Raw genomic sequence first — 26,475 nt, forward strand, 5'->3', positions numbered from 1 at the left:
ACATCTTGCCGCGCCTAGTCTTAACGTTGATCAATCCGTCGGTGATGCCATGAACGCCAAGCGCCCAGCCTGCGCGGCGCCTGCACTCGAAACGCCTGCGCCAGCCGCCAGCCAGACTTACAGTTACAGCGATCTACCCCGCGAAGAATCGGCCAGCACCGCGCTGGCCGAGGAAGTCGCGTTGGCGATTGCCTACAACGGCATCAGTCAGGCAGTGATGCTGGTGACGCCGACCGACCTTGAAGACTTCATCGTCGGCTTCAGCCTCGGCAGCGGCATCATCATCGACGCCACCGACATTTATGACCTGCAATTGACTGGCGCCGGTTCTGCGCAATACGCGCAAGTGACCATCGCCAATCGCGCCTTCTGGAACCTCAAGCAGCAGCGCCGGCAATTGGCGGGCACCAGCGGTTGCGGACTGTGCGGTGTTGAAGCGGTCGAGCAGGCCTTGCCTGATCTGAAAGTCCTGGCCGGTGCGCCGTTGCCACCGATCGCATGGCTCGACGGCCTGCGCCAGCGCATCAGTGCGTTTCAACCTTTAGGCCAGTACTGCGGCGCGGTACACGCCGCCGTGTTCATGGATGCCAGCGGCGAGTTGCTGCTCGGGCGCGAAGACATTGGCCGGCACAACGCCCTCGACAAACTGATCGGCGGGCTGATCCGGCAAAAGATATCCACAGAGGGCGGACTGGCGATTGTCACCAGCCGTTGCAGTCTCGAATTGATCCAGAAAGTCTTGCGCGCCGGCATCCAGACCCTGGTCAGCCTGTCTGCGCCCACGGGCCTTGCCGTGCAATGGGCCCGTCGACACAACCTCAATCTCATCCACCTGCCGCAGAAAAGTGCGCCGCGGGTGTATAGCCCCGCGATGGAGAATCAAGCGTGAGCCAACATCATCAAGCCGACCAGAAACCTGTCCCGCGCTACAAGCCTTACAAAGGCGCCGCCGGCGGCTGGGGTGCCCTGATCAGTGTGGCCCAGGCCTGGTTGACCAGCGACAACGCCCTGAAAAACCTGCGCATGATGCTCAAGACCAACCAGAACGGCGGCTTCGACTGCCCGGGTTGCGCGTGGGGCGATTCGCCGGAAAGCGGCATGGTCAAGTTCTGCGAGAACGGCGCGAAAGCGGTGAACTGGGAGGCGACCAAGCGTCGCGTCGATGCCAAGTTCTTCGCCAAGCACAGCGTGACCTCGCTGCTGGAGCAGAGCGACTACTGGCTGGAATATCAGGGTCGCCTGACCGAGCCGATGGTCTACGACGCCGAAACCGATCGCTACAAACCGATCAGTTGGGAGGATGCCTACGCGTTGATCGCCCGGCACCTGCAAAGCCTGCCGAGCCCGGACCTGGCCGAGTTCTACACCTCGGGTCGCGCCAGTAACGAAGCGGCGTACCTGTACCAACTGTTCGTCCGCGCCTTTGGTACCAACAACTTCCCTGACTGCTCGAACATGTGCCACGAGGCCAGCGGTGTTGCACTGGCGCAAAGCGTTGGTGTCGGTAAAGGCACTGTGACCTTCGACGACTTCGAACACGCCGATGCAATTTTCGTCTGGGGCCAGAACCCCGGCACCAACCACCCGCGGATGCTTGAGCCGCTGCGTGAAGCGGTAAAGCGCGGCGCCCAAGTGGTGTGCGTAAATCCGCTGAAAGAACGCGGCCTGGAGCGCTTCCAGCACCCGCAGCACCCGATCGAAATGCTCACCAACGGCGACAAGCCGACCAACACCGCGTATTTCCGCCCGGCACTTGGCGGCGACATGGCGGTGCTGCGCGGCATGGCCAAGTTCCTCCTGCAATGGGAACGCGATGCGCAGAAGGCTGGCGCGCCGGCGGTGTTTGATCACGACTTCCTCAATGAACACAGCGCCAATGTGCTGGAGTACCTCGGCGTCGTCGACGACACACCGTGGGAGCAGATTGTCGCGCAGTCCGGCCTGACGCTCGTCGAGATCGAGCAAGCCGCGCGGATGTACGCCAAAGGCAAGAACGTGATCATGTGCTGGGCGATGGGCATTACCCAGCATCGCCATTCGGTACCGACCATCCAGGAAATCGCCAACCTGATGTTGCTGCGCGGCAACATCGGCAGACCGGGCGCGGGCCTGTGCCCGGTGCGCGGTCACAGTAACGTGCAGGGCGACCGGACGATGGGCATCAACGAGCGTCCGCCGGTAGCGTTCCTCGATTCGCTGGAGCGTCGCTTCCAGTTCAAGGTGCCGCGCCACAATGGCCACAACGTGGTCGAGGCGATCCATGCGATGGCCGAGGGCCGCGCCAAGGTCTTCATCGGTCTGGGTGGCAACTTTGCCCAGGCCACACCGGACAGCCCGCGCACGTTTGAAGCACTGAGTAATTGCGACCTGACGGTGCAGATCAGCACCAAGCTCAACCGCAGCCACCTGGCTCACGGTAAAGACGCGCTGATCCTGCCGTGCCTCGGTCGTACCGACATCGATATCCAGACTGAAGGCGCGCAAGCCGTCACTGTCGAAGACTCGTTCAGCATGGTTCACGCCTCCAACGGCCAGTTGCAGCCGCTGTCGAACCAGATGCGTTCGGAGCCGTCGATCATCGCCGGCATCGCGGCCGCGACACTGGGCAGCAAACCGGTGGACTGGAACTGGCTGGTAGCCGATTACGGGCGCATTCGCGAGCTGATCGCCGACACCATTCCGGGCTTCAAGGACTTCGCCGAAAAGGTCAAGAACCCGGGTGGGTTCTATCTGGGTAACAGCGCCGGCGCACGCAAGTGGAACACCCCTTCGGGCCGCGCCAATTTCCGTGCGAACCTGCTGCCCAAGGATCTGGTGCACGAACGCACCCGCGCCACCGGGCAACTGCCGGACCTGATCCTGCAATCGATGCGCTCCCACGATCAGTACAACACGACGATTTATGGGCTGGACGATCGCTATCGTGGCGTCAAAGGTCAGCGTGATGTGTTGTTCGCCAACGAGGCCGACATCATTCGCCTGGGTTTCCGTCCGGGGCAGAAGGCTGACATCGTCTCGCTGTGGGACGATGGCCGTGAGCGTCGGGTGAAAGGCTTCACCTTGCTGGCGTTTGATATTCCGGCGGGGCAAGCCGCGGCTTACTACCCGGAAGTGAATCCGCTGGTGCCGTTGGAAAGCACCGGGGATGGCAGCCATACGCCGACATCGAAGTTCATTGCGATTCGGTTGGAAGCGGCGAGCGAGACTGGTTTGATCATGGCCAAGTCTGCTTAAGCCAAGGTCAAAAGATCGCAGCCTTCGGCAGCTCCTGCACCGATCCCGGTAGGAGCTGCCGAAGGCTGCGATCTTTTCGCTTTTGCCTTACAAACGCCCACAAAAAAGGCCGCTTTTTCACAAAAGCGGCCTGTCCGAAGTAGCTAAAGACCGGCGAAAATCGGTTAAGTTCCGCATATAAAACAGCAACTTGCGAAATTGTATACAAGTCGTGCTATTCGTCGGATTTCGATTGTCACGCTTGTTACACAGCCTCAGGATCGGCGCCGTCATCCCTTTGAGGCTCCTCTATGAAGTTCTCCCAGATTCTCTTGTTGTCCCTTGGCCTGGTCAGTGGTTTTGCGTCTGCAGGCGGCACCACCGAAGCAGGTGTGGGCGGCGCATTGGGCGGGGTTCTTGGCTCGGTCGTCGGTCAGTCTTTAGGCGGCAGCACAGGTTCAACCATTGGCGCAGCCTTGGGCGGCGCGGGTGGTAGCGCAGTCGGCGCCAACAAACACAGCCGTGGCGAAGCGGCCATTGGCGGCGCATTGGGCGCAGCCGGCGGTAACGTGGTTGGCCGCAGCATGGGCGGCACCACCGGCAGCCTGATCGGTGCCGCAGCAGGTGGCGGCGCCGGTGGCGCGCTGGGCAACTACATGGGCAACAAGAGCAATGACGATGATCGTCATTACGATCGCGGTCGTGATAACCGTCGCTACTACCGCGACGACCACCGTGGTCGTGGCCACGCCTATGGCCATCGCAAGCATCACAACTACTATCGCCACCGCTGATTGCTGAATCGCGGCAGGTCGATCAAAAGATCGCAGCCTGTGGCAGCTCCTACACAAATCAATGTAGGAGCTGCCGCAGGCTGCGATCTTTTTTGCTTTAAGCCACCACCAGACGCTCCAGAGCCTGCCGTAATTGACCTGGAATCGGCACCGGCTGATTGCTCGCCCGGTCAACGAACACATGCACGAATCGCCCGGCGGCACAGGCTTCGCTTTCGCCGACCTTGAACACCGCCAGCTCATATTGCACCGAACTGTTGCCCAGTTTGCCGACCCGCAAGCCGATCTCGATCAGATCCGGGAAGGCGATCGACGCAAAGTAATCGCACGCCGAACTGACCACAAACCCCACCACCTCACCGTCATGAATATCCAGTCCACCGACCTGGATCAGGTAGGTGTTCACCGCCGTATCGAAGAAGCTGTAATAGGTGACGTTGTTGACGTGACCGTAAGCGTCGTTGTCGTGCCAGCGCGTGGTGATCGGCTGGAAGTGTGGGTAGTCAGTGCGTTGTGGCATCGGGTTGGACATTGATCAGCAATCCCTGAAGGTATTTTTTGCGAGTCTAATTTAAAACCGAGGCGCGACCTTCGCGAGCAAGCCCGCTCCCACATTCGGAACGCATTTCAAGCGTGAGAGTGGGCTTGCTCGCGAAGGCGTCACCACAGGCACCAAATCACTCAGTGCTCGGCAAACCCCTTCCCCTGCGCCGCCAGCTCGCCAATCAACCGCGCCGGTTTCCATTGATCACCCTGCCGCGTCTCCAGCGCCAGCAAGCGCTGATGAATATCCGCCAGCCCCTGCTGATCCGCCCAGGCCATCGGCCCGCCTTTGTCTGCCGGGAAGCCATAACCGTTCAGATACACCAGATCTATGTCATGCGCCGACTCGGCAATACCTTCCTGGAGAATCTTTGCCCCCTCGTTGACCAACGCCAGCAGGCAACGCTCGAGAATTTCCTCCGGGCCGATCTCACGACGCTGGAAGCCCAACTCCTCACTGACGCGCAACACCAGCGCATCGACCTCTGGGTCATGCTCAGCCTGACGGCTGCCCGGCTCGTAATGGTAATAACCGTTGCCGGACTTCTGGCCAAATCGGCCCAGCTCGCACAATCGGTTATCCACTTGAACCTCCGGCGCGTCCTGCCCGATGCCAGCCAGCTCACGAGCCCGCCATTCGAGATCGATGCCGACCACGTCGTACATGCGAAACGGCCCCATGGCGAAACCAAAACCCTGCAACGCCGCATCGACCTGCTGTGGATAGGCGCCTTCGAGCAGCATCTTGCGCGCCTCCAGCACGTACGGATGCAACATTCGATTACCGATAAAGCCGTGACAGTTGCCCGACACCACGCTGACCTTGCCCATGCGCTGGCCGAGCATCAGTGCCGCCTCCAGCGCCGCCGGCGAAGTCTGCGCACCGCGGACGATTTCCAGCAGTTTCATGATGTGCGCCGGGCTGAAGAAATGCAGGCCCAGCACCTGCGCTGGACGCCGGGTAGCCGCAGCAATCGCATCGATATCCAGCGCTGACGTGTTACTCGCCAACAGCGCCTCGGGCTTGAGCAAGCCATCCAGCTCGCGGAAGATTTTCTGCTTGAGTTCAAGATTTTCGTACACCGCTTCGATCACCAGATCGACATCACGAATCGCCGCATAATCCGCCGCCGCACTCACCCGGGCGAGACGTGCATCGGCCTCGGCCTGATCAATCCGGCCCTGCCGCACGTTGTGTGCATATGTGTCGGCAACCGTAGCAAGTGCCTGCTCAAGCATCTGTGGATTGTTATCCACCCATTGCACGCTCACACCGGCGTTGGCCAGGCACATGACGATGCCCCGGCCCATGGTGCCCGCGCCGATCACGGCGGCCTGCTGAATATCGAATGTCTGGCTCATGTTGTTCTCTTATTGGCGATCCGAAGACAGACACCAACCATAGTCAGCCGGCCAGGGTTTTTGAAGTTTATTACCGTGATGATCGACATTCAGCGGATGGATACAACTCGCGATGCTGCGATTTTTTGATCTTGAAAAATCAACGATCAAAAGATCGCAGCCTGCGGCAGCTCCTACACGGATTGCAGGTGTTGTCGGGACCACTCGCGGACTTCGGCGTAGGGGTATTCTTCCAGCGCTGCATAGCCGGAAATTGTCCGCGCCTTGAGCTTGGTGAACAACGGCACGCTGATCCCGCATAGAAATCGCGTCAACCGCTCTGCTGTCGGCACGCTGCCGGTGTGTTGTTCATGCCTGTGGATAAAATCACTGCACAGCGCCGCGAAATTGTTATCCACAAGCGCTGGCAACTCGGGCGGTGCCGGTAATCGCGCGATATGCCCATGACACACGGAACAATGCCCGCAGCGCTCGGGAGCGTTGTGGTCGCCGAAGTATTCGGCCAGGCGATAACCCAGACAACGTTCGGTGGCGAACACCTCGAGCATCGCGTGAATCCGTGCAACTTCGGCCTGCTCATGCCGGGTGAAATAATCGTGCAACTCAGCGCTCAGGACGTCGCTGTCGAAATCACTGTGCAGCAGGCTGTAGACCTCGGTCATCTGCTTGCTTTCAAGCTCGACCCAGCCCTTCTCCTGGAAGTAATCCAGCGCCTTTACCACACGATTGCGTTCCGCCGCGTACTGCGTGTACATCGCCTCGAAACTCACCGTGGCCCACGTACGTGCGCGGCTTGAGGTCTGAATGATCGCAGCGACAAAATCCTTGCGCTCGCCTTCGAAGCGCTCAAGCAAGGCGTCAGGCTCCAGCAAATATTTGAAGCGGTATTCGGCGTAATACGCATAGCGCGGCGCGATCAGGCCACGCAGTTCCAACTGCACCAGCAAGGTCTTCAGCGGCAACGAGCGAATGTTGCTTTGATCCGCCAGCGGTCCGAGCAAAAACTCCCACTGCCCTTCCGGCACCGACGCTTTCAATTCTTCGAGCACATGGCGAATGCCGTCGCGCTCCGGTGTGTCGCCGTAGACGAAGTTTTCCAGCACGTTGAGGCTGTCACGGTTGGCCAGCACCAGACAGTCCGATGGCTGCCCGTCCCGCCCCGCGCGACCGATTTCCTGACTGTAGTTTTCGATGGACTTGGGCAGGTCGAAATGCACCACATTACGGATGTCGCTTTTATCGATGCCCATGCCGAAAGCGATGGTGGCGACGATGCAATTGGACTGCCCGGCCATAAAGCGCTTCTGGATACCCTCGCGCTTTTCGTGAGGCAAACCGGCGTGATAAGCCTCGGCCTGAATGCCGTTGCGCTCGAGGTGTTCGGCGATATGTTCGGCGGTTTTCTGCAAGGTCACGTAGACAATGCTTGGCTGGTTCGCACGCTCGGCCATCCACTCCACCAGGCGCCGACGCTTGTCCGCACCACGCACCGGCTCGACCAGCAGATTGAGGTTGGGCCGGTAGAAACCGGTGGTCACCACATCGTCGGCGGCGATGGCGAATTTGGCCTGCATGTCAGCGATGACTTTCGGTGTCGCCGTGGCCGTCAGCAACAAGGTTTGCGGGATGTTGAACTGACGCTGGTAGTCCGGCAGCTTCAAGTAATCGGGGCGGAAGTTATGGCCCCACTCCGAGATACAGTGCGCCTCGTCCACCACCAGCAACGAGATCGGTACCTGCTGCAAAAAGTTGCGGAAGCGTTCGTTCTTCAAACGCTCGACGGAAATCATCAGGATCTTCAGCTCACCCGAACGGGCACGCGCCATGACGTCATTGGCGTCTTCGCGGCTCTGTGCCGAATCGATGCTGCCCGCCGAAATTCCGTGGCGTTGCAGGAATGCCAGTTGATCCTGCATCAACGCCAGCAATGGCGAGACCACCAGTGTCAGGTGTGGCAGCAACAGCGCCGGCACCTGATAGCAAATCGATTTGCCGGAACCTGTCGGAAAAATCGCCGCTGCCGAACGCCCGGCCAGCACTGCGCCGATCGCAGCCTCTTGTCCGGGTCGAAACTGTGGAAAACCAAAAACCTGTTCCAGGGTGTTGTGCATTCGCTGTCACTCCGTTGACCGCTGTCATGCCAACAGCCTAGCGGGCGATCGCAGCGAGTCGAGAAAAAGGTCAGGGCCAAATCGATTCGCAATGATACAGAGGATCCACCAACCTTGGTGGCCGCGAGCCTGCTCGCCAAGAGGCCGATCGAGCCGACACGAGACTCACGGTTGCAACACGGCCACCCGCAGTTGCTCGTCGAGCACCCGCCCATGCAGATCCAGGCTTTTGCTCGCCCACAACGCGTGTTCCGGGCTGATATCGCCGGTAAATGCTGCCGATAACTGACGCAGATCGGCAACACTGCGCACCCGCGGACAAAATGGCTGCCCGTCACAGTCCTGACTGGCGTGGCGATAGGTAACGAGCAAGCGATCCCACAGATTGTCACGCACATGCCTGACCGATTTGAGCTGTACGTGCGAAACGCCCAAACGTTGCTCAAGCCCGGACTCGTCCAGCGCTTCGCTGGCCAGCAAGGCTTTGCCGAACATCAACACTTCGGCGCGAGAGGCGGTGTCGACATTGGTCTGGCTGGCGAGTGTTTCTGGCCAACCGGTGCGGTCGAGATGATTGAGCACCAGCGCATTGCCGGCTTCCGCGGCGACCGTCATGCGGCAACCACTGGCCCATAGCAACACAATCGAGGCCATTCGTAGCCATTGCATACCTAATTCCCTTTAAGTGTGTATCGGACGTTTGGAAACGTCCCACAGATTCTGGCGCGCACCATACAGAGGTTTACCGCGAAACGCCTGACAAACCCGTAGGAAATTTTACGCGTAGGGGTTTTGCCTGAAAAACCCCATGAATACGCGTAGGGCAAATGCCCGCACCACGGAAAAACCCCTACGAATTCTGTCCACTTCGGCGGTCTTGTTCGCCCGCTTAACGCTCTTCTATAGTGGCCGGCGCGGCTGAAATACCCCACCGGCGCGAACGAGCGCCTTTGTAAAGGACCCGCCCCACCATGATCATCCGCTATCGCCCGCTCAAGACCTGCTACAGCGAAAACCCTGTATTGGTCATCGACACTCACGCCAGCCACGGCGACCTGCTCGATGCTGCAGACCAGCGTCTGCGCGCTGCCAGTGATTTGCTGGAAACGCTCTATTGTTTGTGTTTCAAACAATCTGACGTAAAAGACATTCCCAACATCGTCAACGCACTTTATTTATTGATCAAAGATGGCTGCGACCTGCTTGAAGTTGCCAAGCAAACGCCTTCTTGAGCAAAACAATCCGCAAAACTACAAAACCGGAAACAACACATCGCTTTATTTATTCAACCCAATAACACTAAGTTGTTTGCTCTTATATAAACCAAGGGCAACACCATGACAGTTTTAACCATATTTTTTTGTGGCACCGGCTCCAACAAGTTTGACACTACCCATGAGAATTTCTGGAACGGTGAAATCGTTTCGACCCTGGCCTCGAATCATGTCGGCCGTGAGTACGCCGAGTTTATCGTGGTCGACGGCCCTGGCAGCGGCAACTTGCAAGCCGACGACCTGTTTACCAAAACCAAGGAATACGGCCTGACCGGCACCCTGTTTGGCACAGGCTGGGAGGAAAACGTAATGCACGCCATGAACATCATCAAAGGCAAGTGCGACTGGCAGCGTCAGCAACTGACCGAGGCGGAATACAACCGCCTGAAGGCTGCCGGTATTCCAATTGAAGATGTAAAGATCGAAGGTTCCTGGTTCTGGCGTAAATATAACTACGGCGACCGTAGCGTTACCCAGCAGAAGTTACAGGAACAAATCATCAAGACTTTCCGTAAAGACGGCATCATTCCGACAAAGGTTAATCTGGTCGGCTGGAGCCGCGGTGGTATTAGTTGCCATATGTTGGCCAATGCAATGTTCAAGGACAGCGCACTGAAAAATATCCCGGTAAACATTTTTGCTATTGATCCCGTCCCTGGTATCAGCAACTTTCAGGATGAGCGGGTCAAGCTGGCCAGCAACGTCAAGGAATACGTCGGTTTCTACGCCCGCGACGAGCGCTCGAAAGGCTTCAGCTGTGTCATCCCGCAAACCGCCACAGGCACCAAAACCTCGGTCTATCCAATGGCCGGCCGCCACGCCACCCTGGCCGGCAACGCTACCGCCGGCGGCGGCGTACCGACCAACAGCAGCGACATGAAGGCGCTTGTCGACCCTGGCCGCATCGTCCGCCATCTCGCTGAAACATGTCTCAAGCGTTGGGGCGTGTCTCTGACGAGAACACTTAACCTCAGCGACGCCGACCTGAAGACGCTCACCGCCAACGTCGTTCGTGACGAAGCGAAATACAAACTGATGCACAACCTTTCCTACACCTACTTCACCGAACTGGACAAGGGTGAGCGCTACGTTTCGCTGGGCAGCAAAGGCGTGCCGTTCTCGACGGTGAAAGGTGCGATTTACACGCCGGCGACCGGTCTGGCGACCAGTGTGCTGGATATTTCGGCGTATGCGCATTTGCGTTGAAAGGTCACTCACTGTCTTCGTTACTGAAGAAAACGCCAAAACAAGACGCATAACAGGAAAAACGCCCACAAAAAAGCCGCCCCCGAAGGGCGGCTTTTTCATTCGCAACAAACCAATCTTACAACTTCGGCCCTGCAGCCTTGATCGCGTCGCTCACTTCGAACTTCTTGAAGTTCTCGATGAACAGACCGGCCAATGCCTTGGCAGCCTCGTCGTACGCAGCCTTGTCAGCCCAGGTGTTGCGTGGGTTGAGCAGGTTGGTTTCAACGCCCGGTACGGCCAGTGGCACGTCGAGGTTGATGGTGTCGAGATGCTCGGTGGCAGCACCGATCAGCGCGCCGCTCTGGATCGCTGCGATCACCGCACGGGTGGTCGGGATGTTGAAGCGTTTGCCGACGCCGTAGCCGCCGCCGGTCCAGCCGGTGTTGACCAGGTAAACCTTGGAGCCGAAACCGCGGATGCGCTTGATCAGCAGCTCTGCGTATTCGCCAGCCGGACGCGGGAAGAACGGCGCGCCGAAGCAGGTGGAGAAGGTCGACTTGATGCCGCTGCCGGAACCCATTTCAGTCGAGCCCACCAGAGCGGTATAGCCGGACAGGAAGTGGTAGGCCGCTTGTTCTTCGTTGAGGATCGACACTGGCGGCAGTACGCCGGTCAGGTCGCAAGTCAGGAAGATAACGGCGTTTGGCTCGCCGCCGAGGTTCTGCTCGGAACGCTTGGCAACGTGCTCCAGCGGGTAGGCCGCGCGGCTGTTCTGGGTCAGGCTGACATCGGCATAGTCGGCGTGCTTGGCGTCGTCGATGACGACGTTTTCCAGCACAGCGCCGTGCTTGATGGCTTTCCAGATAACCGGCTCGTTCTTCTCGGAGAGGTCGATGCACTTGGCATAGCAACCGCCTTCGATGTTGAACACCACGCCTTCGCCCCAGCCGTGTTCGTCGTCACCGATCAGGTAACGGCTTTCGTCGGCCGACAGGGTGGTTTTACCGGTGCCCGACAGACCGAAGAACAGGGTCACGTCGCCTTCTTCGCCGATGTTGGCAGCGCAGTGCATTGGCAGCACGTCAGCGGCCGGCAGCAGGAAGTTCTGCACGGAGAACATGGCTTTCTTCATTTCACCGGCGTAACGCATGCCGGCGATCAGCACTTTCTTCTGGGCGAAGTTGAGGATCACGCAACCGTCGGAGTTGGTGCCGTCACGCTCAGGCACGCACTCGAAGTTGGCGACGTTGAGCACTTGCCACTCTTCACGGCCAGCCGGGTTGTACTGGGCCGGGTTGATGAACAGGCAACGACCGAACAGATTCTGCCAGGCAGTCTGGGTGGTCATTTTCACGGCCAGGTAGTGATCTTCGGCCGCGCCTACATGTACGTGGGAAACGAAGTGCTCTTGCGCGTTGTTGAACGCTTCAACGCGGTCCCACAGGGCATCGAACTTGTCGGCCGGGAACTTGCGGTTGATCGGGCCCCAGGCGATAGCGGCCTGGGTGGAAGGCTCTTCAACGATGAAACGGTCAACTGGCGAACGACCGGTGCGGTGACCAGTGCGAACAACCAAGGCGCCGGTATCGGCAAGCTCGCCCTCACCGCGATTCAAGGCTTCTTTTACCAGATCATCAACACTCAGATCGGTGTACACGGCGTTATTGGCTTGCGTCATGAGATTCCCCGTCGGCCAGTGGCCGAGTGTGCTCCAAACGTTTTGTAGTAGAAAGTCGTGCACTACTACCGCGACAAAAAGTGGGCCGGATTATGCCAGAAACGCCCAAAAAGAGTAGGGTCCTCCCGTCGTAACGGCGATATTCCGTCGCTGAGCAGTGAATTTACCTGCGCTGAACCGTTTTAGTGCCGGGTATCTGACGGCGTGTCGACGCCTGCGCCAGCGAACAATTGAGCAACATCCGTGGCATCGAACAGGTAGCGCTCGTTGCAGAACTGGCAATCGACCTCGATGTTGCCGCCGTGTTCGACCACCAATTGCTGCGCATCTTCCAGACCGAGACTGACCAGCGCATTGCCGGAGCGTTCCCGCGAGCAACTGCAACGGAAGCGCAGTTTCTGCACATCGAACAGACGAACCTGCTCTTCGTGGTAGAGGCGATGCAGCACGGTTTCGTTGTCGAGGCTGAGCAACTCATCGGCGGTCAGGGTGGTGGCCAGTGCGGTGATGTGCTGCCAGCTGGCGGCGCGATCTTCTTCGTCTTTCAAACGGTCTGCCGGCAATTGTTGCAGCAGCAAGCCACGGGCACGACGACCGTCAGCGAACAGCTTGAAGCGAGTGCCAACCTGTTGCGACATGACGAAATAGTTGGTGAAGCAATCGGACAGTGTTTCGCCGTCGAGATCGACGATGCCTTGGTAGCGCTGGCCAACTGTCGGGTCGACGGTCAGGGCCAGAACGCCGTTCGGCATCAGGTCGGCGAGGGTCGCATCCGCCGCGATCTGATCGGCGTGATAACGCGCCAGACCACGGATGTCGCGGTCGCTGGAGCACTCGATCATCAGCATCGGGATCGGCCCTTCGGAACGCGCCTGCAGAATCAGCAGTCCATCGAACTTGAGGGTGCCGACCAGCAACGAGGCGGCCGCCATCAGTTCGCCGAGCAATTGCGCAACCGGTTCCGGGTACGGGTGCTTGGCAAGGACTTCGGCGTAGCTGCGCTCAAGCGCGACCAGTTCGCCACGGGTGTCGCTGTCATCAAAGATGAAGCGTTGGGTGAAATCGGTATCCGGTAGGTCGGTCATAGGTCTGGGTATCTGAATGTGGTGACAAAATGGTTACAAAACGTGAAAATTTACGCTTCTCGGCATAATTTTTGTTGCTGACTGTTCAGCCATTGGAGGCATTTTATGAACAATCCGGGTTTGTTCCAATCAAGGTGGAACCTCGGCCGGCTGGTTCTGTGCAACGTCGTGCCATTAGCGCTACTGGCTTTCTGGTTATGGCCTACGGGCAACTCGCTGTGTGTGATTTTCGACGAGTGGCTGTTTCGCTCACTCAATGCACCACTGGCCAGCAACCCGATATGGCTCCACATCTGGGCAATTGCAAGTATGCGTCCGTTCGACATCGTCGTTGGCCTAATCCTGCTGACCCTGCTGATCAAGGGCGACTGGGTGTTCAAGGCGATTGACGTACGCCGGGCTTTTTTCGGTTTTCTTTCGATCCTGCTGTTGATGGTGGTGATTCGCGCACTGTTTTCCAAGTTCGCCGACCATATGGATTGGCAGCACAGCAGTCCGTCAATGGTGCTCGAAGGTGCCGTGCACATCAGCGATTACTTCCCGGATCTGGAAAAAACCTGGGAAGTGAAAGATCGCTCGAGCCAGAGCTTTCCCGGTGACCATGCTTCGGTACTGCTGATCTGGGCACTGTTCATGGGCGTGTTCAGCCGTACGGCCGGGCAGTTTTTAGCGGTGTGGGGCTTGGCTGTTCTGTTCATGCTGCCGCGCCTGGTGGCGGGTGCGCATTGGGGGCAGGACGATTACATCGGTGGCGTATTGCTGGCGGTGTGGGCATTGGGCTGGGGTTATTACACGCCGTTTGCCTATCACGCATCGAACTTCTGGCTGAAGATGACCGCGCCGGTTTTCGCGCTGCTGGGCAAGTTGCCGGTGGTTTCGCGGATGAGTGTGGTGTCTGCTCGTTGATGGGATGAATGCTAAAAGATCGCAGCCTGCGGCAGCTCCTACATGGGAATGCATTTTCCTGTAGGAGCTGCCGCAGGCTGCGATCTTTTTATTCGTTGCTGCTGCCGCGAAACTTGAACAAATCCCGCCGCTGTTTCTTGCTCGGCTTGCCATCGGTGCTCACACCCAAAGCACCCGCCTTGCGCATCGCCGCAGTTGCTTCGCGCTTGGCGATACTCACCTCGGTTTCCGAATACAACGCCTGCGCTTCAGGCGCGCCGCGGCGCACGATCGACAACGCCTCGACCTTCACTGTACGCACTTCAAAACCGGTGCGGATCTCGAACTCATCGCCAATGCGTGGCTCTTTGCCAGGCTTGCAGCGCTCGCCGCGACAATGCACCTTGCCACTCTCGATCGCTGCTTTGGCCAAGGCGCGGGTTTTAAAAAAACGCGCTGCCCACAGCCACTTGTCGAGACGGACCTTGTCGTCCTCTGCGCTTTTTTGTGCCATGGCGTTTCCTCATTCTGAAATATTGATGAACTGTACTACCGTTTCAGTCATGTCATGAATGACCCTGTCCCGGATTACAATGCGCGCGTTCCGGCGCCTGCTTCAGGGGCCGGAAATCCGGGCTGTAGATATCTGTCGCCTTTTAACCCTTATTCTGCGTGAATACCGCGAATCCGGCCTCGTGTGGGCTGAGCGGTTGCCACGGTTGAGCATTTTTTTGAAGACATTTGACCATTTGACCGTTGTCGGTCTGCGCGAGTGGGTGGCGCTCCCGGATTTGGGAGTCGCTGGCCTGCGGGCGAAAATCGACACCGGCGCCAGCACCTCCAGCCTGCATGCCACCGACATCGAACCGTTCGAACGCGACGGCGAAAAGTGGGTGCGCTTTACTGCGCACCTGGGCACGGTGGTGCAGTTGCGTCACCGCCGTTGCGAAGCACCGCTGGTGACCCGCAAGACCATCAAAAGCTCCAACGGCCATGCGCAGGTGCGCTACGTGATCAGCACTACTCTGGCCCTGGGTGATCGGGTCTGGCCGGTCGAGTTCACACTCGCCTGCCGCAAGTCCATGCGTTATCGCCTGTTGCTCGGCTCCAAAGCCCTGATCGATGGCCAGTTGGTGGTCAATCCAGGCATCAAATATGTACAAGACAAGCCGGTGTTCCCGGTATCTACCTCCTCCACAGGTGTTGCATGAAGATCGCTGTGCTGTCGCGGAACCCGCGTCTGTATTCCACCCGCCGTCTGGTCGAAGCCGGAACCGAGCGCGGGCATGAAATGGTAGTGATCGACACCTTGCGCGCCTACATGAACATCGCCAGCCACAAGCCGCAGATCCACTATCGCGGCAAACCGCTGGAAGGCTTCGACGCGGTGATCCCGCGGATTGGCGCGTCGGTGACGTTTTACGGTTGTGCGGTGTTGCGCCAGTTCGAAATGATGGGCGTGTTCCCGCTCAACGAGTCGGTGGCGATTGCCCGTTCACGGGACAAACTGCGTTCGCTGCAATTGCTCTCGCGTCGTGGTATCGGTCTGCCGGTGACTGGCTTTGCGCACTCGCCGGACGACATTCCCGACCTGATCGACATGGTCAACGGCGCCCCGCTGGTGATCAAGGTGCTGGAAGGCACTCAGGGCATCGGAGTGGTGCTGTGTGAAACCGCAACGGCAGCGGAATCGGTGATCGAGGCGTTCATGGGCCTGAAGCAGAACATCATGGTTCAGGAATACATCAAGGAAGCCGGCGGTGCGGATATCCGTTGCTTCGTGGTCGGCGACAAAGTGATCGCGGCGATGAAGCGTCAGGCCAAGCCGGGTGAGTTCCGTTCCAACCTGCATCGCGGCGGCAGCGCGAGCCTGATCAAGATCACTCCGGAAGAACGCATGACCGCGCTGCGTGCAGCCAAGGTCATGGGGCTGGCGGTAGCGGGTGTGGATATCCTGCGCTCCAATCACGGGCCACTGGTGATGGAAGTGAACTCGTCGCCAGGTCTGGAAGGGATCGAGACCACCACCGGCAAGAACGTGGCGGGGATCATCATTGAGCATCTGGAAAAGAATGGTGGGCCGAATATGACCCGGACCAAAGGCAAAGGCTAGAGCGAAGAGCAAGAGCCCCTCACCCTAACCCTCTCCCATAGGGAGAGGGGACCGATTGGGGGATGCTTAAAAGATACACCGACCGGATCCTGCTGTGCCGAATCCACAATCGCCCCAGTCTTTCAGGTCGATGTATGACGCCAGACACCTCGGTCGGCCCCCTCTCCCTCTGGGTGAGGGTTGGGGTGAGGGTTTTATGTTTTAAACGGCATCCCGAGGCAGCATCAACCCAAGCGGCAACCTTACCCGCGCCTCCAGCCCGCCGCCGGACCGATTGCGCAACTCGACATTGCCGCCATGCATCGAAGCAATCCGCTTCACGATCGCCAGACCCAACCCGGTCCCCTTGCCACCACGGGCACGGTCACCGCGGGTAAACGGGTTGAAAATCGCCTCAAGCTCCGAAGGATCAATTCCCGCCCCCCGGTCCATCACACTCAGCACCACATAAGGCGCACTGGTGTCGCCGGACACATAGGCCGCCACTTCAACGCCGCTGCCGGCATGGTGCAAAGCATTGCCGATCAGGTTGTTGAGCAAGCGTTTCATCGACACTCGACGTAGCGGGAACGGCTGGATCGGCTCCAGGCGCAAGCGCACTTTCTCTTCGTTCTGGTTGTAAGGTGCTGCCACCTCACGCACCAGATCGCTGAGATCCACCTCTTCCACCGACTCGTCGCGACCATCGCGAATGAACGCGAGGAACTGGTCGAGAATCGCGTCCATGTCTTCGATGTCACGCACCATGTCGTCAGTCAGATCGGTGTGGTCGCCCATCAGCTCCAGCGACAAGCGCAACCGCGTCAACGGTGTGCGCAAATCGTGGGAAACCCCGGCCAGCATCAGCTCTCGCTCACGCCCCGCCTGTTCGACGTCCTCAGCCATCTGGTTGAAGGCACGGTAAACTTCGGCCATCTCGCTTGGCGTGTCACTGATCGGCAAACGCACACTGCGGCCCTGACCGAGTTGCCGCGCGGCATACACCAGGCGTTTCAGCGGTTGATTGAGCTGACTGACGAAAATCCACGCCGACGCAGTCGAGAGCAGGCCGATGGCGAGGAACCAGCCGAGTACGTTCCAGATTTTCTGGCCGCGCAACGGATGTGGGTACAGCGGCACTTTCAGCCAGCCATCCCCCAAGCTCGGCGCACGCACCCACAGCGCTGGCGGCGAGTGCATACGCAAACGCACTTCGGTGTCGGCACCGAGTTCGGCCTGCATCTGTCGCTGGTAGATTTCACTGTACGGCCAATGCTGTTCGCCTTCCGGTACACCGGCACCGACAACCCGGATCAGGGTCGCGGCATCGGCGATCTTCGCGCGGTTTTCTTCATCGGCGGCCCAATAGGCGCGCAACGTCAGGGCGACGCCGTGACTGTACTGACGATCCACCAGCACGTCCTCGTTCATCAACAGATAAACCAGGGTCAGCGCCTTGGAAAACAGCACGACGATGAGCACCAGCCAGAGGGTGCGAGAGAAAAAACTTTGGGGGAACCAGACGGGGGTTTTCATCTATAACCGCTACACACTTGCAGGAGCGAGCAATGCTCGCATATTGCGGATTGCGAGTCTGCGCCCGGGTCATTCAACCCGGGCCTGACAGACCCGCTCCTACAAATCGCCGATCACTTGGTGGCGGCGCCATCCGGTACGAACACGTAGCCCACGCCCCAGACAGTCTGGATGTAGCGCGGTTTCGACGGATCGGGCTCGATCATCCGGCGCAGACGGGAGATCTGCACGTCGATGGAACGCTCGAGGGCATCCCACTCGCGGCCACGGGCCAGATTCATCAGTTTGTCGCGGGTCAACGGCTGACGCGCGTTCATCACCAACGCCTTGAGAACCGCGAACTCACCGGTGGTGAGCATGTGCACCTCGTCACCGCGCTTGAGTTCGCGAGTGGCCAGGGACAACGTGTAATCGCCGAAGGTGACGTTTTCGTCTTCGCTGCCCGGCGCACCAGGAACCGACGGTGCCTGACGACGCAATACCGCTTTGACCCGAGCCATCAGCTCGTCCGGGTTGAACGGCTTGGCCAGATAATCGTCCGCGCCCAGTTCCAGGCCCTTGATCCGGCTCAGCTCGTCGCCCTTGGCGGTAAGCATGATGATCGGAATCTGATTGTTCGCGCCACGCAGGCGGCGGCAAGCCGTCAGGCCGTCTTCGCCCGGCAGCATCAGGTCGAGGACGACCAGATTGAATACTTCACGCGATAACAGACGATCCATCTGCTCGGTGTTCGGTACGGCGCGGGCACGGTAGCCCTTGCTGACGAAGAAACGCTCCAGCAGGCTGCTCAGCCCCGGATCGTCATCAACGATAAGAATTTTTTCGCCTTCAGCAGTTTGTGCAGTGCTGCTCATTGGATGCTCCTTTTAGCTCGGCGCGCATTATGGCGTAGCTGTCGTTATACGCACCGTGTGCATTGTTAGCAGATTTTTCCTTCACTGCCAGAAAACCGGGGTTTATGCCTACAGACTGCAACGCCCCCGAATGTCAGAACGCTGGTTATAATGCGCGGCGTTTTGTGCCAGGCAACGTCTGAATCGTTACCGTAAATGGCCGGCACTTTTTCCGGCACTGTGCAGTAACTGTTCGATTTCACGGGTCAATGGTCTGCCTTTTGACCCAGGCAGCGGCAATCTTCAAGCCGCTCAACCAGACTCCGGGCCTTTATTTCCGTGCCTGCGAGCCTGCTTTCACAATATGTCAGGTGGTTTTATGGACAGCATCAACAGCCGCATCGCCGAGGAACTCGGCGTACGCCCACAACAGGTCGAAGCGGCCGTCGCGCTACTCGATGAAGGCTCTACCGTTCCCTTCATCGCCCGTTACCGGAAAGAAGTCACCGGCAGTCTCGATGACACCCAGTTGCGTCATCTGGAAGAGCGCCTGCGCTACCTGCGAGAACTCGACGAACGGCGTATCAGCATCCTCGCCAGCATCGAAGAGCAAGGCAAACTCACCCCTGCCCTCGAACGCGATATCAAACTCGCCGACACCAAGACTCGCCTCGAAGACTTGTACCTGCCGTACAAGCAGAAGCGCCGCACCAAGGGCCAGATCGCCCTGGAAGCCGGACTTGGCGACTTGGCCGACGGCCTGTTCAACGACCCGAACCTGGCCCCGGAAACCGAAGCCGCACGCTTTGTCGACGCCGAAAAAGGCGTGGCCGATGTCAAGGCAGCCCTCGAAGGCGCCAAATACATCCTCATGGAACGCTTCGCCGAAGACGCCAGCCTGCTGGAAAAACTGCGCAGCTACCTGAAACAGGAAGCCACCCTCAGTGCCCGCGTCATCGCCGGCAAGGAAGAAGAAGGCGCCAAGTTCCGCGACTACTTCGAACACGATGAGCCGCTGAAAAGCATGCCGTCGCACCGTGCGCTGGCGATTTTCCGTGGCCGTAACGAAGGCATTCTCAGCTCCGCGCTGAAAGTCGGCGACGAGCTGCCGGGCACAATGCACCCATGCGAGGGCATGATCGGCCAGCAATTCAACATCCAGAACCAGAACCGTCCGGCCGACAAATGGCTCGGTGAAGTGGTGCGCTGGACGTGGAAGGTCAAGCTCTATACCCACCTGGAAACCGACCTGCTCGGCGAACTGCGTGACGGCGCCGAAACCGAAGCGATCAACGTGTTTGCGCACAACCTGCACGACCTGCTGTTGGCCGCCCCGGCTGGCCCGCGCGCAACCCTGGGCCTCGACCCGGGCCTGCGTACCGGTTGCAAGGTGGCCGTGGTCGATTCGACCGGCAAAATGCTTGATCACGCCACGGTTTACCCGCACGTGCCGCACAACAAATGGGATCAGACCATCGCCATTCTGGCTGCCCTGTGCGCCAAGCACTCGGTCGATCTGATCGCCATCGGCAACGGTACCGCCAGCCGCGAGACCGACAAACTGGCGATCGAGCTGATCAAAAAATACCCAGCCATGAAGATGACCAAAGTCATGGTCTCCGAGGCCGGTGCATCGGTGTACTCGGCGTCAGAACTGGCGGCGAAGGAATTCCCGGATCTGGACGTGTCGATCCGTGGCGCCGTCTCCATCGCCCGTCGTCTGCAGGATCCACTGGCCGAGCTGGTGAAAATCGATCCGAAATCCATCGGTGTCGGCCAATACCAGCACGACGTTTCGCAGCTGAAACTGGCGCGCGGTCTGGACGCTGTGGTCGAGGACTGCGTAAACGCCGTTGGCGTTGACGTGAACACCGCTTCGGTGGCGCTGCTGGCGCGTATCTCCGGCCTCAACTCGACGCTGGCGCAGAACATCGTCGCTCACCGCGATGAGCACGGCGCGTTCAAAACCCGTGCAGCACTGAAGAAAGTCGCCCGCCTGGGCGAAAAAACCTTCGAACAGGCTGCCGGTTTCTTGCGCGTGATGAACGGCGATAACCCGCTGGATTCGTCGGCGGTTCACCCGGAAGCCTATCCGCTGGTGCAGCGTATTGCCGCTGAAACCGACCGCGACATCCGCTCGCTGATCGGCGACGCAAGCTTCCTCAAGCGTCTGGATCCGAAGAAGTTCACCGACGAGACCTTCGGTCTGCCCACCGTCACCGACATTCTGCAAGAACTGGAAAAGCCGGGCCGCGACCCGCGTCCGGAGTTCAAGACTGCGGAGTTCCAGGAAGGCGTTGAAGATCTGAAAGACCTGCAACTGGGGATGATCCTCGAAGGCGTCGTCACCAACGTGACCGCGTTCGGTGCATTCGTCGACATCGGCGTGCATCAGGACGGTCTGGTGCACATCTCAGCGCTGTCGGAAAAATTCATCAAGGACCCACGCGAAGCGGTGAAGGCCGGTGATGTGGTGAAAGTGAAGGTCATGGAAGTCGACATCCCACGCAAACGCGTTGGCCTGTCGATGCGCATGGGCGACACCCCAGGCGAGAAAATCGACGGTGCGCGTGGTTCGCGTCCGGGCTCGGCGCAACGCCAGCCTTCGAACAACGCGCCGCGCAAGGAAACAGCAACCGCCGCACCAGTGAATAATGCGATGGCCTCGCTGTTCGCCAACGCCAAGCAGTTGAAGAAACGCTGATGGAAATTCCGGCCGGGCTCGTCGAGAGCGCGTTTTTCAAGCTGTTGGGCTGCCGCCTGCACAGCCTGGAAACCGGGGTGGCGCAAGTTGCCCTGGGGCTGGAACCCGAACTGCGCAATCGCGGCGGCAAATTGCACGGTGGCGCGCTGTTCAGTCTGGTCGATATCGCCATGGGGCTGGCCTGTTCCAGCACCCACGGCTTCGATCAGCAAAGCGCGACCATCGAGTGCAAGATCAACTATATCCGCGCCGTTTCCGACGGCGAGGTGCTGTGCACGGCGCGGGTGATTCACCCGGGTCGGCGCACGTTGGTGGTTGAAGCCGACGTGATGCAGGGCGACAAACTGGTCGCAAAAGCGCAAGGCACGTTCGCTGTCCTGTAGCTACCGGTCACCATTTTGGGTTAATTTCGGCGCAATGAATCCTGTAGGAGCTGCCGAAGGCTCGGGCCGCGGCAGCTCCTACAGGGTATGTGTGCGGCTGACCGGCTAGAAAAACCAGGCGATAACGCCAGTTTCAACTTCACCCTTGTAGACCGTCCTGCCCACCCCCATATTGGGGCGACTGACGCGTGAAGGAATCCAAATTGAGCGAACTTCTCAACCGCCGCCTGGCTCTGCTCGGCGAGCGCGCTAACCTCTCTCTGCTCGAGCAGTGCCTGCACGGTATCGAACGTGAATGCCTGCGCGTGACCAGCGAAGGTCGCCTGGCGCAAACGCCGCACCCCGAAGCCTTGGGTTCCGCGCTGACCAACGAACAGATCACCACCGACTACTCCGAGTCGCTGCTGGAATTCATCACGCCTGCCCTGCCGGATCCTGCCGACACGCTGGCGAGCCTGGACAAGATTCATCGTTTTGCCTACAGCAAGCTCGGCAACGAGTACCTGTGGAGTCCATCGATGCCGTGCCCGTTGCCGGCCGAGGAAGACATTCCGATCGCCTATTACGGCACCTCCAACATCGGTCAGCTCAAGTACGTCTATCGCAAGGGCCTGGCCCTGCGCTACGGCAAGACCATGCAATGCATTGCCGGGATTCACTACAACTTCTCGCTGCCGGAAAAGCTCTGGCCGTTGCTGCGCGAAACCGAAGGTTTTGTCGGCACGGATCGCGACTTCCAGTCGTTTTCCTACATCGCACTGATCCGTAATTTCCGTCGCTACAGTTGGCTGCTGATGTACCTGTTCGGTGCGTCGCCAGCGCTGGATGCAGGGTTCCTGCGTGGTCGTTCGCATCAACTCGAACAACTCGATCCGGACACCCTGTATCTGCCGTACGCGACCAGCCTGCGCATGAGCGACCTCGGTTACCAGAGCAACGCCCAGGCCGGTTTGACGCCGTGCTACAACGATCTGGCGAGCTATACCGACAGCTTGCGCAAAGCCGTGGCCACGCCGTACGCACCGTACGTTGAAGTCGGCACGCATCAGGATGGCGAGTGGGTTCAGCTCAACACCAACATCCTGCAGATCGAAAACGAGTACTACTCCAACATCCGCCCGAAACGCGTGACCTACACCGGCGAGCGGCCGATTCAGGCGCTGGTGGCCCGTGGCATTCAGTACGTTGAAGTACGTTGTCTGGACATCAATCCGTTCCTGCCGATGGGCATCGACCTCACCGAGTCACGCTTCCTCGATGCGTTCCTGCTGTACTGCGCGCTCAATGACAGTCCGTTGCTGACCAACACCTCGTGCGGCAACGCGACGTCGAACTTCCTCAGCGTGGTCAAGGAAGGTCGTCGTCCGGGCCTGCAATTGCAGCGTGACGGTGAATCTGTCGAGATGAAAACCTGGGCCGCCGAACTGCTGGAGCAAATCGCGCCACTGGCGGCGTTGCTGGACCAGAGCCATGGCGGCGATGCGCACAGCAAGGCGCTGGATACGCAACTGGCCAAGGTCAGCGATCCGTCCCTGACGCCATCCGCGCAGGTGCTGGCGGCGATGGCTGAGCATAAGGAAAGCTTTGCGCAGTTCTCGTTGCGTCAGAGTCAGGCGCATGCCGAGTTTTTCCGCAGCGAGCCGTTGGCGGCGGATGAACAGGCGAAGTTTGAGGAGTTGGCGCGTACGTCGCTGGCTGCGCAGGCTGAGCTGGAGCAGAACGAGGTGGGCGATTTTGATGTGTTTGTCGGGTCATATCAGGCGAGCATTTTGGCGATCAGCAATTAAGCGTTGGCAGTAAAAAAGATCGCAGCCTTCGGCTCCTACACTTGATCGTTCCCACGCTCCGCGTGGTAACGCCTCAAGGGACGCTCCGCGTCCAGGTGACGCGGAGCGTCACCGGCTGCATTCCCACGCAGAGCGTGGGAACGATCTGAGCCCTTCTTAGATTTTTCCGCTCATAAGCTCATTCGAAAAAGTTATTTATTTACTGATTCTTAGATCATTTAGTCTCCTTTCACGCCGACGCTCGGTCGCCTGATATGGAGCTGTTCAATGAAACTGAATTTCCCGCTTCGCCTGCTCGCCGTTGCCTCTCTGGCTGCTGCGAGTTTCCTGGCCCAGGCCGCCGACCTCACCGTCGCCTACCAAACCACCGTTGACCCGGCGAAAGTCGCCCAGGCCGACGGCGCTTACGAAAAAGCCACCAAAGCCGATATCGCCTGGCGCAAGTTCGACAACGGCGCCGACATCATCGCCGCCATCGCTTCCGGCGACGTGCAGATCGGCTACCTCGGTTCGAGCCCATTGACCGCTGCGATAACTCGCAAAGTCCCGGTCGAAACCTTCCTCATCGCCACCCAGATCGGCGCCGCCGAAGCACTCGTTGCTCGCGACGGTTCCGGCATCAAGACCCCGCAAGATCTGGTCGGCAAGAAAATCGCCGTGCCGTTCGTGTCTACCGGTCACTACAGCCTGCTCGCGGCGCTGAAGCACTGGAACATCGACCCATCGAAAGTCACCATCCTCAACCTCGCGCCACCGGCCATCGTTGCCGCATGGAAGCGTGGTGATATCGACGCCACCTACGTTTGGGATCCGGCACTCGGCGTGGCCAAGGAAAACGGCAAAGTGCTGATCACTTCCGGCGAACTGGCCAAATTCGGCGCGCCGACCTTCGATGCGTGGATAGTGCGCAAAGACTTCGCTGAGAAGCACCCGGAAATCGTTACAGCGTTCGCCAAGGTCACCCTCGACGCCTACGCCGATTACCGCAAAGACCCGAAAGCCTGGCTCGCCGATCAATCCAACGTCGACAAACTGGTGAAACTCTCCGGCGCCAAGGCCAGCGACATTCCGCTGCTGCTGCAAGGCAACGTCTACCCGCTCGCGGCGGATCAGGTCGTTACCCTCGGCGCGCCGACCACCAAAGCCATCACCGACACCGCCGCGTTCCTCAAGGAGCAAGGCAAGGTCGAAGCCGTTCTGCCGGACTACGCGCCGTACGTCAGCGCCAAATTCATCACCAACTGATCGGGAGTTAACTGCGATGGCCTTGCTACAGCTGGAGCGCATCAGCGCACAGTACCCGGGCAGCCCGGAACCGGTGCTGGCGGATATTTCTCTGACCCTGGGGCCTCAGCAATTGCTGGTCGCCCTCGGCCCGTCCGGCAGTGGCAAGACTTCGTTGTTGAACCTGATTGCCGGTTTCGTTGAACCGAGCGCCGGGCGCATCACCCTCGACGGCGTACCGGTCAAAGGCCCGAGCGCCGAACGTGGCGTGGTGTTCCAGGACGACGCCTTGCTGCCTTGGCAGGACGTGCTGGCCAACGTTGCATTTGGTCTGGAACTGGCCGGCGTCGCCAAGGACAAACGCGAAAAGATCGCCCGTGAAATGCTCGCGCTGGTTGATCTCTCCGGTTTCGAAAGCCGCCGGATCTGGCAGCTTTCCGGTGGCCAGAAGCAGCGTGTCGGCCTCGCCCGCGCCCTCGCCGCTGATCCGCGTGTATTGCTGATGGACGAACCCTTCGGCGCCCTCGACGCGTTCACTCGCGAACAGATGCAGGAATTGTTGCTGCAAGTCTGGCAGCGCACCGCCAAGCCGGTTTTCCTGATCACCCACGACATTGAAGAAGCGGTGTTCCTCGCCACTGACCTGATTCTGCTCGCGCCGAATCCGGGGCAGATCGTTGAACGCCTGCATCTGGATTTCGGTCAGCGTTACGCCGCTGGCGAGTCCGCCCGCGCGATCAAATCCGATCCACGTTTTATCGAAACCCGCGAACACGTGCTGAGCAAAGTGTTCTCGCAACGCAGCGCCGGGCAACGGCAGGAGCGCGCATGAGCAGTTACGACGTTTCCTCGGCTGCGGTAAAACCGGTCAGCGCATCGGTGGCGATTCCGGTGCGCCGCAGCCTCAGCACGCGCTGGATCAGCTTGCTGACCTTGTTTGCATTGTTAGCGATCTGGTGGGCGGTGACTGCCACCGGTTTGATCGAACCGCTGTTCCTGCCGCCGCCTTCCGCCGTGCTGCAAAAAGGCTGGTTGTTGGCGACCACGGGCTATATGGATTCGACCTTGTGGCAGCACCTGGGTGCGAGCCTGAGCCGCATCGGTCTGGGCCTCGGTTTTGCGATTCTGACCGCCGTGCCGGTGGGCATTGCCATCGGTGCCAACCGCATCGCCCGTGGTGTGCTCGATCCGTTGATCGAGTTCTACCGCCCGATTCCACCGCTGGCCTATCTGCCGCTGATCGTGATCTGGTGCGGCATCGGCGAGTTGTCGAAAGTGCTGCTGATCTATCTGGCGATTTTCGCGCCAATCGCCATCGCTACGGCGACCGGCGTGCGCACGGTTGATCCGGCGAAATTGCGCGCGGCGCAGTCGCTGGGTGCAACGCGTTTACAGCTGATTCGTCATGTGATTCTGCCGAGCGCCCTGCCGGACATTCTCACTGGCGTGCGCATTGGTCTAGGGGTTGGCTGGTCGACGCTGGTCGCGGCCGAATTGATCGCCGCCACCAGCGGCTTGGGTTTCATGGTGCAGTCAGCCGCGCAGTTCCTGGTCACCGATGTGGTGGTGCTGGGGATTCTGGTCATCGCCCTGATCGCCTTCGCCATGGAAATGGGCCTGCGCGCCCTGCAGCGCAAACTGGTGCCGTGGCACGGCCAGGCCCACTAAAGCATTTTTTTGAATCACCCCCTGTAGGAGCTGCCGCAGGCTGCGATCTTTTGATCTTGTTTTTAAAAAGATCAAGATCAAAAGATCGCAGCCTGCGGCAGCTCCTACAGGGAGG

23 protein-coding genes are annotated in these 26,475 nt (G+C 59.4%); 14 read left to right on the top strand and 9 right to left on the bottom strand.

The genetic code is table 11. The annotated features are described in order from the left end of the window. Positions 1-49: 49 nt before the first annotated feature. The 3 genes from fdhD (at position 50) to QOL84_RS17985 (ending at position 4,007) form a co-directional block, all read left to right on the top strand. Positions 50-889: a formate dehydrogenase accessory sulfurtransferase FdhD gene (gene fdhD, locus QOL84_RS17975; protein ID WP_283438054.1), complete on the top strand. Its 840-nt coding sequence runs from the start codon at positions 50-52 to the stop codon at positions 887-889. Next, on the top strand, positions 886-3,234 hold the full coding sequence (locus QOL84_RS17980) for an FdhF/YdeP family oxidoreductase (RefSeq protein ID WP_283438055.1): 2,349 nt from the start codon (positions 886-888) through the stop codon (positions 3,232-3,234). The genes fdhD and QOL84_RS17980 overlap by 4 nt, the downstream gene beginning before the upstream one ends. A gap of 290 nt (positions 3,235-3,524) precedes the next feature. After that, complete coding sequence (locus QOL84_RS17985; protein WP_129387636.1) at positions 3,525-4,007, top strand: glycine zipper domain-containing protein; 483 nt, start codon at positions 3,525-3,527, stop codon at positions 4,005-4,007. A 97-nt stretch (positions 4,008-4,104) separates the two neighbouring features. Here QOL84_RS17985 and QOL84_RS17990 read toward each other — a convergent pair whose 3' ends face one another. The 4 genes from QOL84_RS17990 to QOL84_RS18005 all read right to left on the bottom strand — a co-directional run bounded on the left by QOL84_RS17990 (position 4,105) and on the right by QOL84_RS18005 (position 8,692). Then, on the bottom strand, positions 4,105-4,539 hold the full coding sequence (locus QOL84_RS17990; RefSeq protein WP_129387633.1) for an acyl-CoA thioesterase: 435 nt from the start codon (positions 4,537-4,539) through the stop codon (positions 4,105-4,107). A 149-nt stretch (positions 4,540-4,688) separates the two neighbouring features. Beyond that, positions 4,689-5,912 carry a 3-hydroxyacyl-CoA dehydrogenase gene (locus tag QOL84_RS17995; protein ID WP_283438056.1) on the bottom strand — a complete coding sequence of 408 codons (1,224 nt, stop codon included), beginning with the start codon at positions 5,910-5,912 and terminating at the stop codon, positions 4,689-4,691. A gap of 173 nt (positions 5,913-6,085) precedes the next feature. After that, positions 6,086-8,023 carry a RecQ family ATP-dependent DNA helicase gene (locus tag QOL84_RS18000; protein ID WP_283438057.1) on the bottom strand — a complete coding sequence of 646 codons (1,938 nt, stop codon included), beginning with the start codon at positions 8,021-8,023 and terminating at the stop codon, positions 6,086-6,088. A 165-nt stretch (positions 8,024-8,188) separates the two neighbouring features. Continuing rightward, positions 8,189-8,692, bottom strand: a complete 504-nt coding sequence (locus QOL84_RS18005) for a polysaccharide deacetylase (protein WP_283438058.1) — start codon at positions 8,690-8,692, stop codon at positions 8,189-8,191. A gap of 302 nt (positions 8,693-8,994) precedes the next feature. On the opposite strand from QOL84_RS18005, the gene QOL84_RS18010 reads away from it, so the two are divergent. After that, on the top strand, positions 8,995-9,255 hold the full coding sequence (locus tag QOL84_RS18010) for a hypothetical protein (protein WP_129387621.1): 261 nt from the start codon (positions 8,995-8,997) through the stop codon (positions 9,253-9,255). 105 nt (positions 9,256-9,360) lie between these two features. Further along, complete coding sequence (locus QOL84_RS18015; protein ID WP_283438059.1) at positions 9,361-10,503, top strand: hypothetical protein; 1,143 nt, start codon at positions 9,361-9,363, stop codon at positions 10,501-10,503. Positions 10,504-10,621: 118 nt separating this feature from the next. Here QOL84_RS18015 and QOL84_RS18020 read toward each other — a convergent pair whose 3' ends face one another. Both QOL84_RS18020 and hslO read right to left on the bottom strand, forming a co-directional pair. Next, positions 10,622-12,163: a phosphoenolpyruvate carboxykinase gene (locus tag QOL84_RS18020; protein WP_129387615.1), complete on the bottom strand. Its 1,542-nt coding sequence runs from the start codon at positions 12,161-12,163 to the stop codon at positions 10,622-10,624. Between the two features lie 182 nt (positions 12,164-12,345). Beyond that, positions 12,346-13,248, bottom strand: coding sequence for an Hsp33 family molecular chaperone HslO (gene hslO / locus QOL84_RS18025; protein WP_129387612.1), 903 nt, complete (start codon positions 13,246-13,248; stop codon positions 12,346-12,348). A gap of 105 nt (positions 13,249-13,353) precedes the next feature. On the opposite strand from hslO, the gene QOL84_RS18030 reads away from it, so the two are divergent. Further along, positions 13,354-14,154 carry a phosphatase PAP2 family protein gene (locus QOL84_RS18030; protein WP_283438060.1) on the top strand — a complete coding sequence of 267 codons (801 nt, stop codon included), beginning with the start codon at positions 13,354-13,356 and terminating at the stop codon, positions 14,152-14,154. A gap of 88 nt (positions 14,155-14,242) precedes the next feature. On the opposite strand, the gene QOL84_RS18035 is transcribed toward QOL84_RS18030, so the two are convergent. Further along, entirely contained in the window at positions 14,243-14,647 is a 405-nt protein-coding gene (locus QOL84_RS18035) for an RNA-binding S4 domain-containing protein (RefSeq protein ID WP_283438061.1), read from the bottom strand. Between the two features lie 217 nt (positions 14,648-14,864). Between QOL84_RS18035 and rimB the strand changes: the two genes are divergently transcribed. Together rimB and rimK are read left to right on the top strand one after the other, a co-directional pair. Then, positions 14,865-15,344, top strand: a complete 480-nt coding sequence (rimB, locus tag QOL84_RS18040; protein WP_007917936.1) for a retropepsin-like aspartic endopeptidase RimB — start codon at positions 14,865-14,867, stop codon at positions 15,342-15,344. After that, the gene (gene rimK / locus QOL84_RS18045; protein ID WP_007949201.1) at positions 15,341-16,246 is read left to right on the top strand and encodes a 30S ribosomal protein S6--L-glutamate ligase; all 906 of its coding nucleotides are present in this window, start codon (positions 15,341-15,343) and stop codon (positions 16,244-16,246) included. Before rimB ends, rimK begins: the two co-directional genes overlap by 4 nt. Before the next feature lie 201 nt (positions 16,247-16,447). Here rimK and QOL84_RS18050 read toward each other — a convergent pair whose 3' ends face one another. Both QOL84_RS18050 and ompR read right to left on the bottom strand, forming a co-directional pair. Next, positions 16,448-17,761, bottom strand: a complete 1,314-nt coding sequence (locus QOL84_RS18050; RefSeq protein WP_129387603.1) for an ATP-binding protein — start codon at positions 17,759-17,761, stop codon at positions 16,448-16,450. A gap of 113 nt (positions 17,762-17,874) precedes the next feature. Next, positions 17,875-18,615 carry an osmolarity response regulator transcription factor OmpR gene (gene ompR, locus QOL84_RS18055; protein ID WP_129387599.1) on the bottom strand — a complete coding sequence of 247 codons (741 nt, stop codon included), beginning with the start codon at positions 18,613-18,615 and terminating at the stop codon, positions 17,875-17,877. 358 nt (positions 18,616-18,973) lie between these two features. On the opposite strand from ompR, the gene QOL84_RS18060 reads away from it, so the two are divergent. From QOL84_RS18060 to tauC, 6 genes are all read left to right on the top strand, one after another. Beyond that, the gene (locus tag QOL84_RS18060; RefSeq protein WP_129387596.1) at positions 18,974-21,298 is read left to right on the top strand and encodes a Tex family protein; all 2,325 of its coding nucleotides are present in this window, start codon (positions 18,974-18,976) and stop codon (positions 21,296-21,298) included. Then, on the top strand, positions 21,298-21,681 hold the full coding sequence (locus tag QOL84_RS18065; protein WP_187679402.1) for a PaaI family thioesterase: 384 nt from the start codon (positions 21,298-21,300) through the stop codon (positions 21,679-21,681). Before QOL84_RS18060 ends, QOL84_RS18065 begins: the two co-directional genes overlap by 1 nt. A gap of 203 nt (positions 21,682-21,884) precedes the next feature. Then, positions 21,885-23,468, top strand: a complete 1,584-nt coding sequence (gene gshA / locus QOL84_RS18070) for a glutamate--cysteine ligase (protein WP_283438062.1) — start codon at positions 21,885-21,887, stop codon at positions 23,466-23,468. Positions 23,469-23,735: 267 nt separating this feature from the next. Beyond that, complete coding sequence (tauA, locus tag QOL84_RS18075) at positions 23,736-24,713, top strand: taurine ABC transporter substrate-binding protein (RefSeq protein WP_159812001.1); 978 nt, start codon at positions 23,736-23,738, stop codon at positions 24,711-24,713. Positions 24,714-24,729: 16 nt separating this feature from the next. After that, entirely contained in the window at positions 24,730-25,524 is a 795-nt protein-coding gene (tauB, locus tag QOL84_RS18080) for a taurine ABC transporter ATP-binding subunit (RefSeq protein ID WP_038359812.1), read from the top strand. Continuing rightward, the gene (gene tauC, locus QOL84_RS18085; RefSeq protein ID WP_158958179.1) at positions 25,521-26,360 is read left to right on the top strand and encodes a taurine ABC transporter permease TauC; all 840 of its coding nucleotides are present in this window, start codon (positions 25,521-25,523) and stop codon (positions 26,358-26,360) included. The genes tauB and tauC overlap by 4 nt, the downstream gene beginning before the upstream one ends. The last annotated feature ends 115 nt before the right edge of the window (positions 26,361-26,475 follow it).

Origin of the sequence: Pseudomonas helmanticensis, assembly GCF_900182985.1 — a bacterium.
Taxonomy (GTDB): Bacteria; Pseudomonadota; Gammaproteobacteria; order Pseudomonadales; family Pseudomonadaceae; genus Aquipseudomonas; species Aquipseudomonas helmanticensis.

Bases quoted from the DNA above. Each gene is read 5' to 3' on its own strand.
- QOL84_RS18010 (WP_129387621.1), top strand. From the start codon at position 8,995: ATGATCATCCGCTATCGCCCGCTCAAGACCTGCTACAGCGAAAACCCT.
- QOL84_RS18015 (WP_283438059.1), top strand. From the start codon at position 9,361: ATGACAGTTTTAACCATATTTTTTTGTGGCACCGGCTCCAACAAGTTT.
- QOL84_RS18030 (WP_283438060.1), top strand. From the start codon at position 13,354: ATGAACAATCCGGGTTTGTTCCAATCAAGGTGGAACCTCGGCCGGCTG.
- QOL84_RS17990 (WP_129387633.1), bottom strand. From the start codon at position 4,539: ATGTCCAACCCGATGCCACAACGCACTGACTACCCACACTTCCAGCCG.
- hslO (WP_129387612.1), bottom strand. From the start codon at position 13,248: ATGACCGACCTACCGGATACCGATTTCACCCAACGCTTCATCTTTGAT.
- tauA (WP_159812001.1), top strand. From the start codon at position 23,736: ATGAAACTGAATTTCCCGCTTCGCCTGCTCGCCGTTGCCTCTCTGGCT.
- tauC (WP_158958179.1), top strand. From the start codon at position 25,521: ATGAGCAGTTACGACGTTTCCTCGGCTGCGGTAAAACCGGTCAGCGCA.
- QOL84_RS18035 (WP_283438061.1), bottom strand. From the start codon at position 14,647: ATGGCACAAAAAAGCGCAGAGGACGACAAGGTCCGTCTCGACAAGTGG.
- QOL84_RS18000 (WP_283438057.1), bottom strand. From the start codon at position 8,023: ATGCACAACACCCTGGAACAGGTTTTTGGTTTTCCACAGTTTCGACCC.
- rimK (WP_007949201.1), top strand. From the start codon at position 15,341: ATGAAGATCGCTGTGCTGTCGCGGAACCCGCGTCTGTATTCCACCCGC.
- QOL84_RS17985 (WP_129387636.1), top strand. From the start codon at position 3,525: ATGAAGTTCTCCCAGATTCTCTTGTTGTCCCTTGGCCTGGTCAGTGGT.
- QOL84_RS18050 (WP_129387603.1), bottom strand. From the start codon at position 17,761: ATGAAAACCCCCGTCTGGTTCCCCCAAAGTTTTTTCTCTCGCACCCTC.
- QOL84_RS18005 (WP_283438058.1), bottom strand. From the start codon at position 8,692: ATGCAATGGCTACGAATGGCCTCGATTGTGTTGCTATGGGCCAGTGGT.
- QOL84_RS18060 (WP_129387596.1), top strand. From the start codon at position 18,974: ATGGACAGCATCAACAGCCGCATCGCCGAGGAACTCGGCGTACGCCCA.
- QOL84_RS18020 (WP_129387615.1), bottom strand. From the start codon at position 12,163: ATGACGCAAGCCAATAACGCCGTGTACACCGATCTGAGTGTTGATGAT.
- QOL84_RS18065 (WP_187679402.1), top strand. From the start codon at position 21,298: ATGGAAATTCCGGCCGGGCTCGTCGAGAGCGCGTTTTTCAAGCTGTTG.
- ompR (WP_129387599.1), bottom strand. From the start codon at position 18,615: ATGAGCAGCACTGCACAAACTGCTGAAGGCGAAAAAATTCTTATCGTT.
- QOL84_RS17995 (WP_283438056.1), bottom strand. From the start codon at position 5,912: ATGAGCCAGACATTCGATATTCAGCAGGCCGCCGTGATCGGCGCGGGC.
- tauB (WP_038359812.1), top strand. From the start codon at position 24,730: ATGGCCTTGCTACAGCTGGAGCGCATCAGCGCACAGTACCCGGGCAGC.
- fdhD (WP_283438054.1), top strand. From the start codon at position 50: ATGAACGCCAAGCGCCCAGCCTGCGCGGCGCCTGCACTCGAAACGCCT.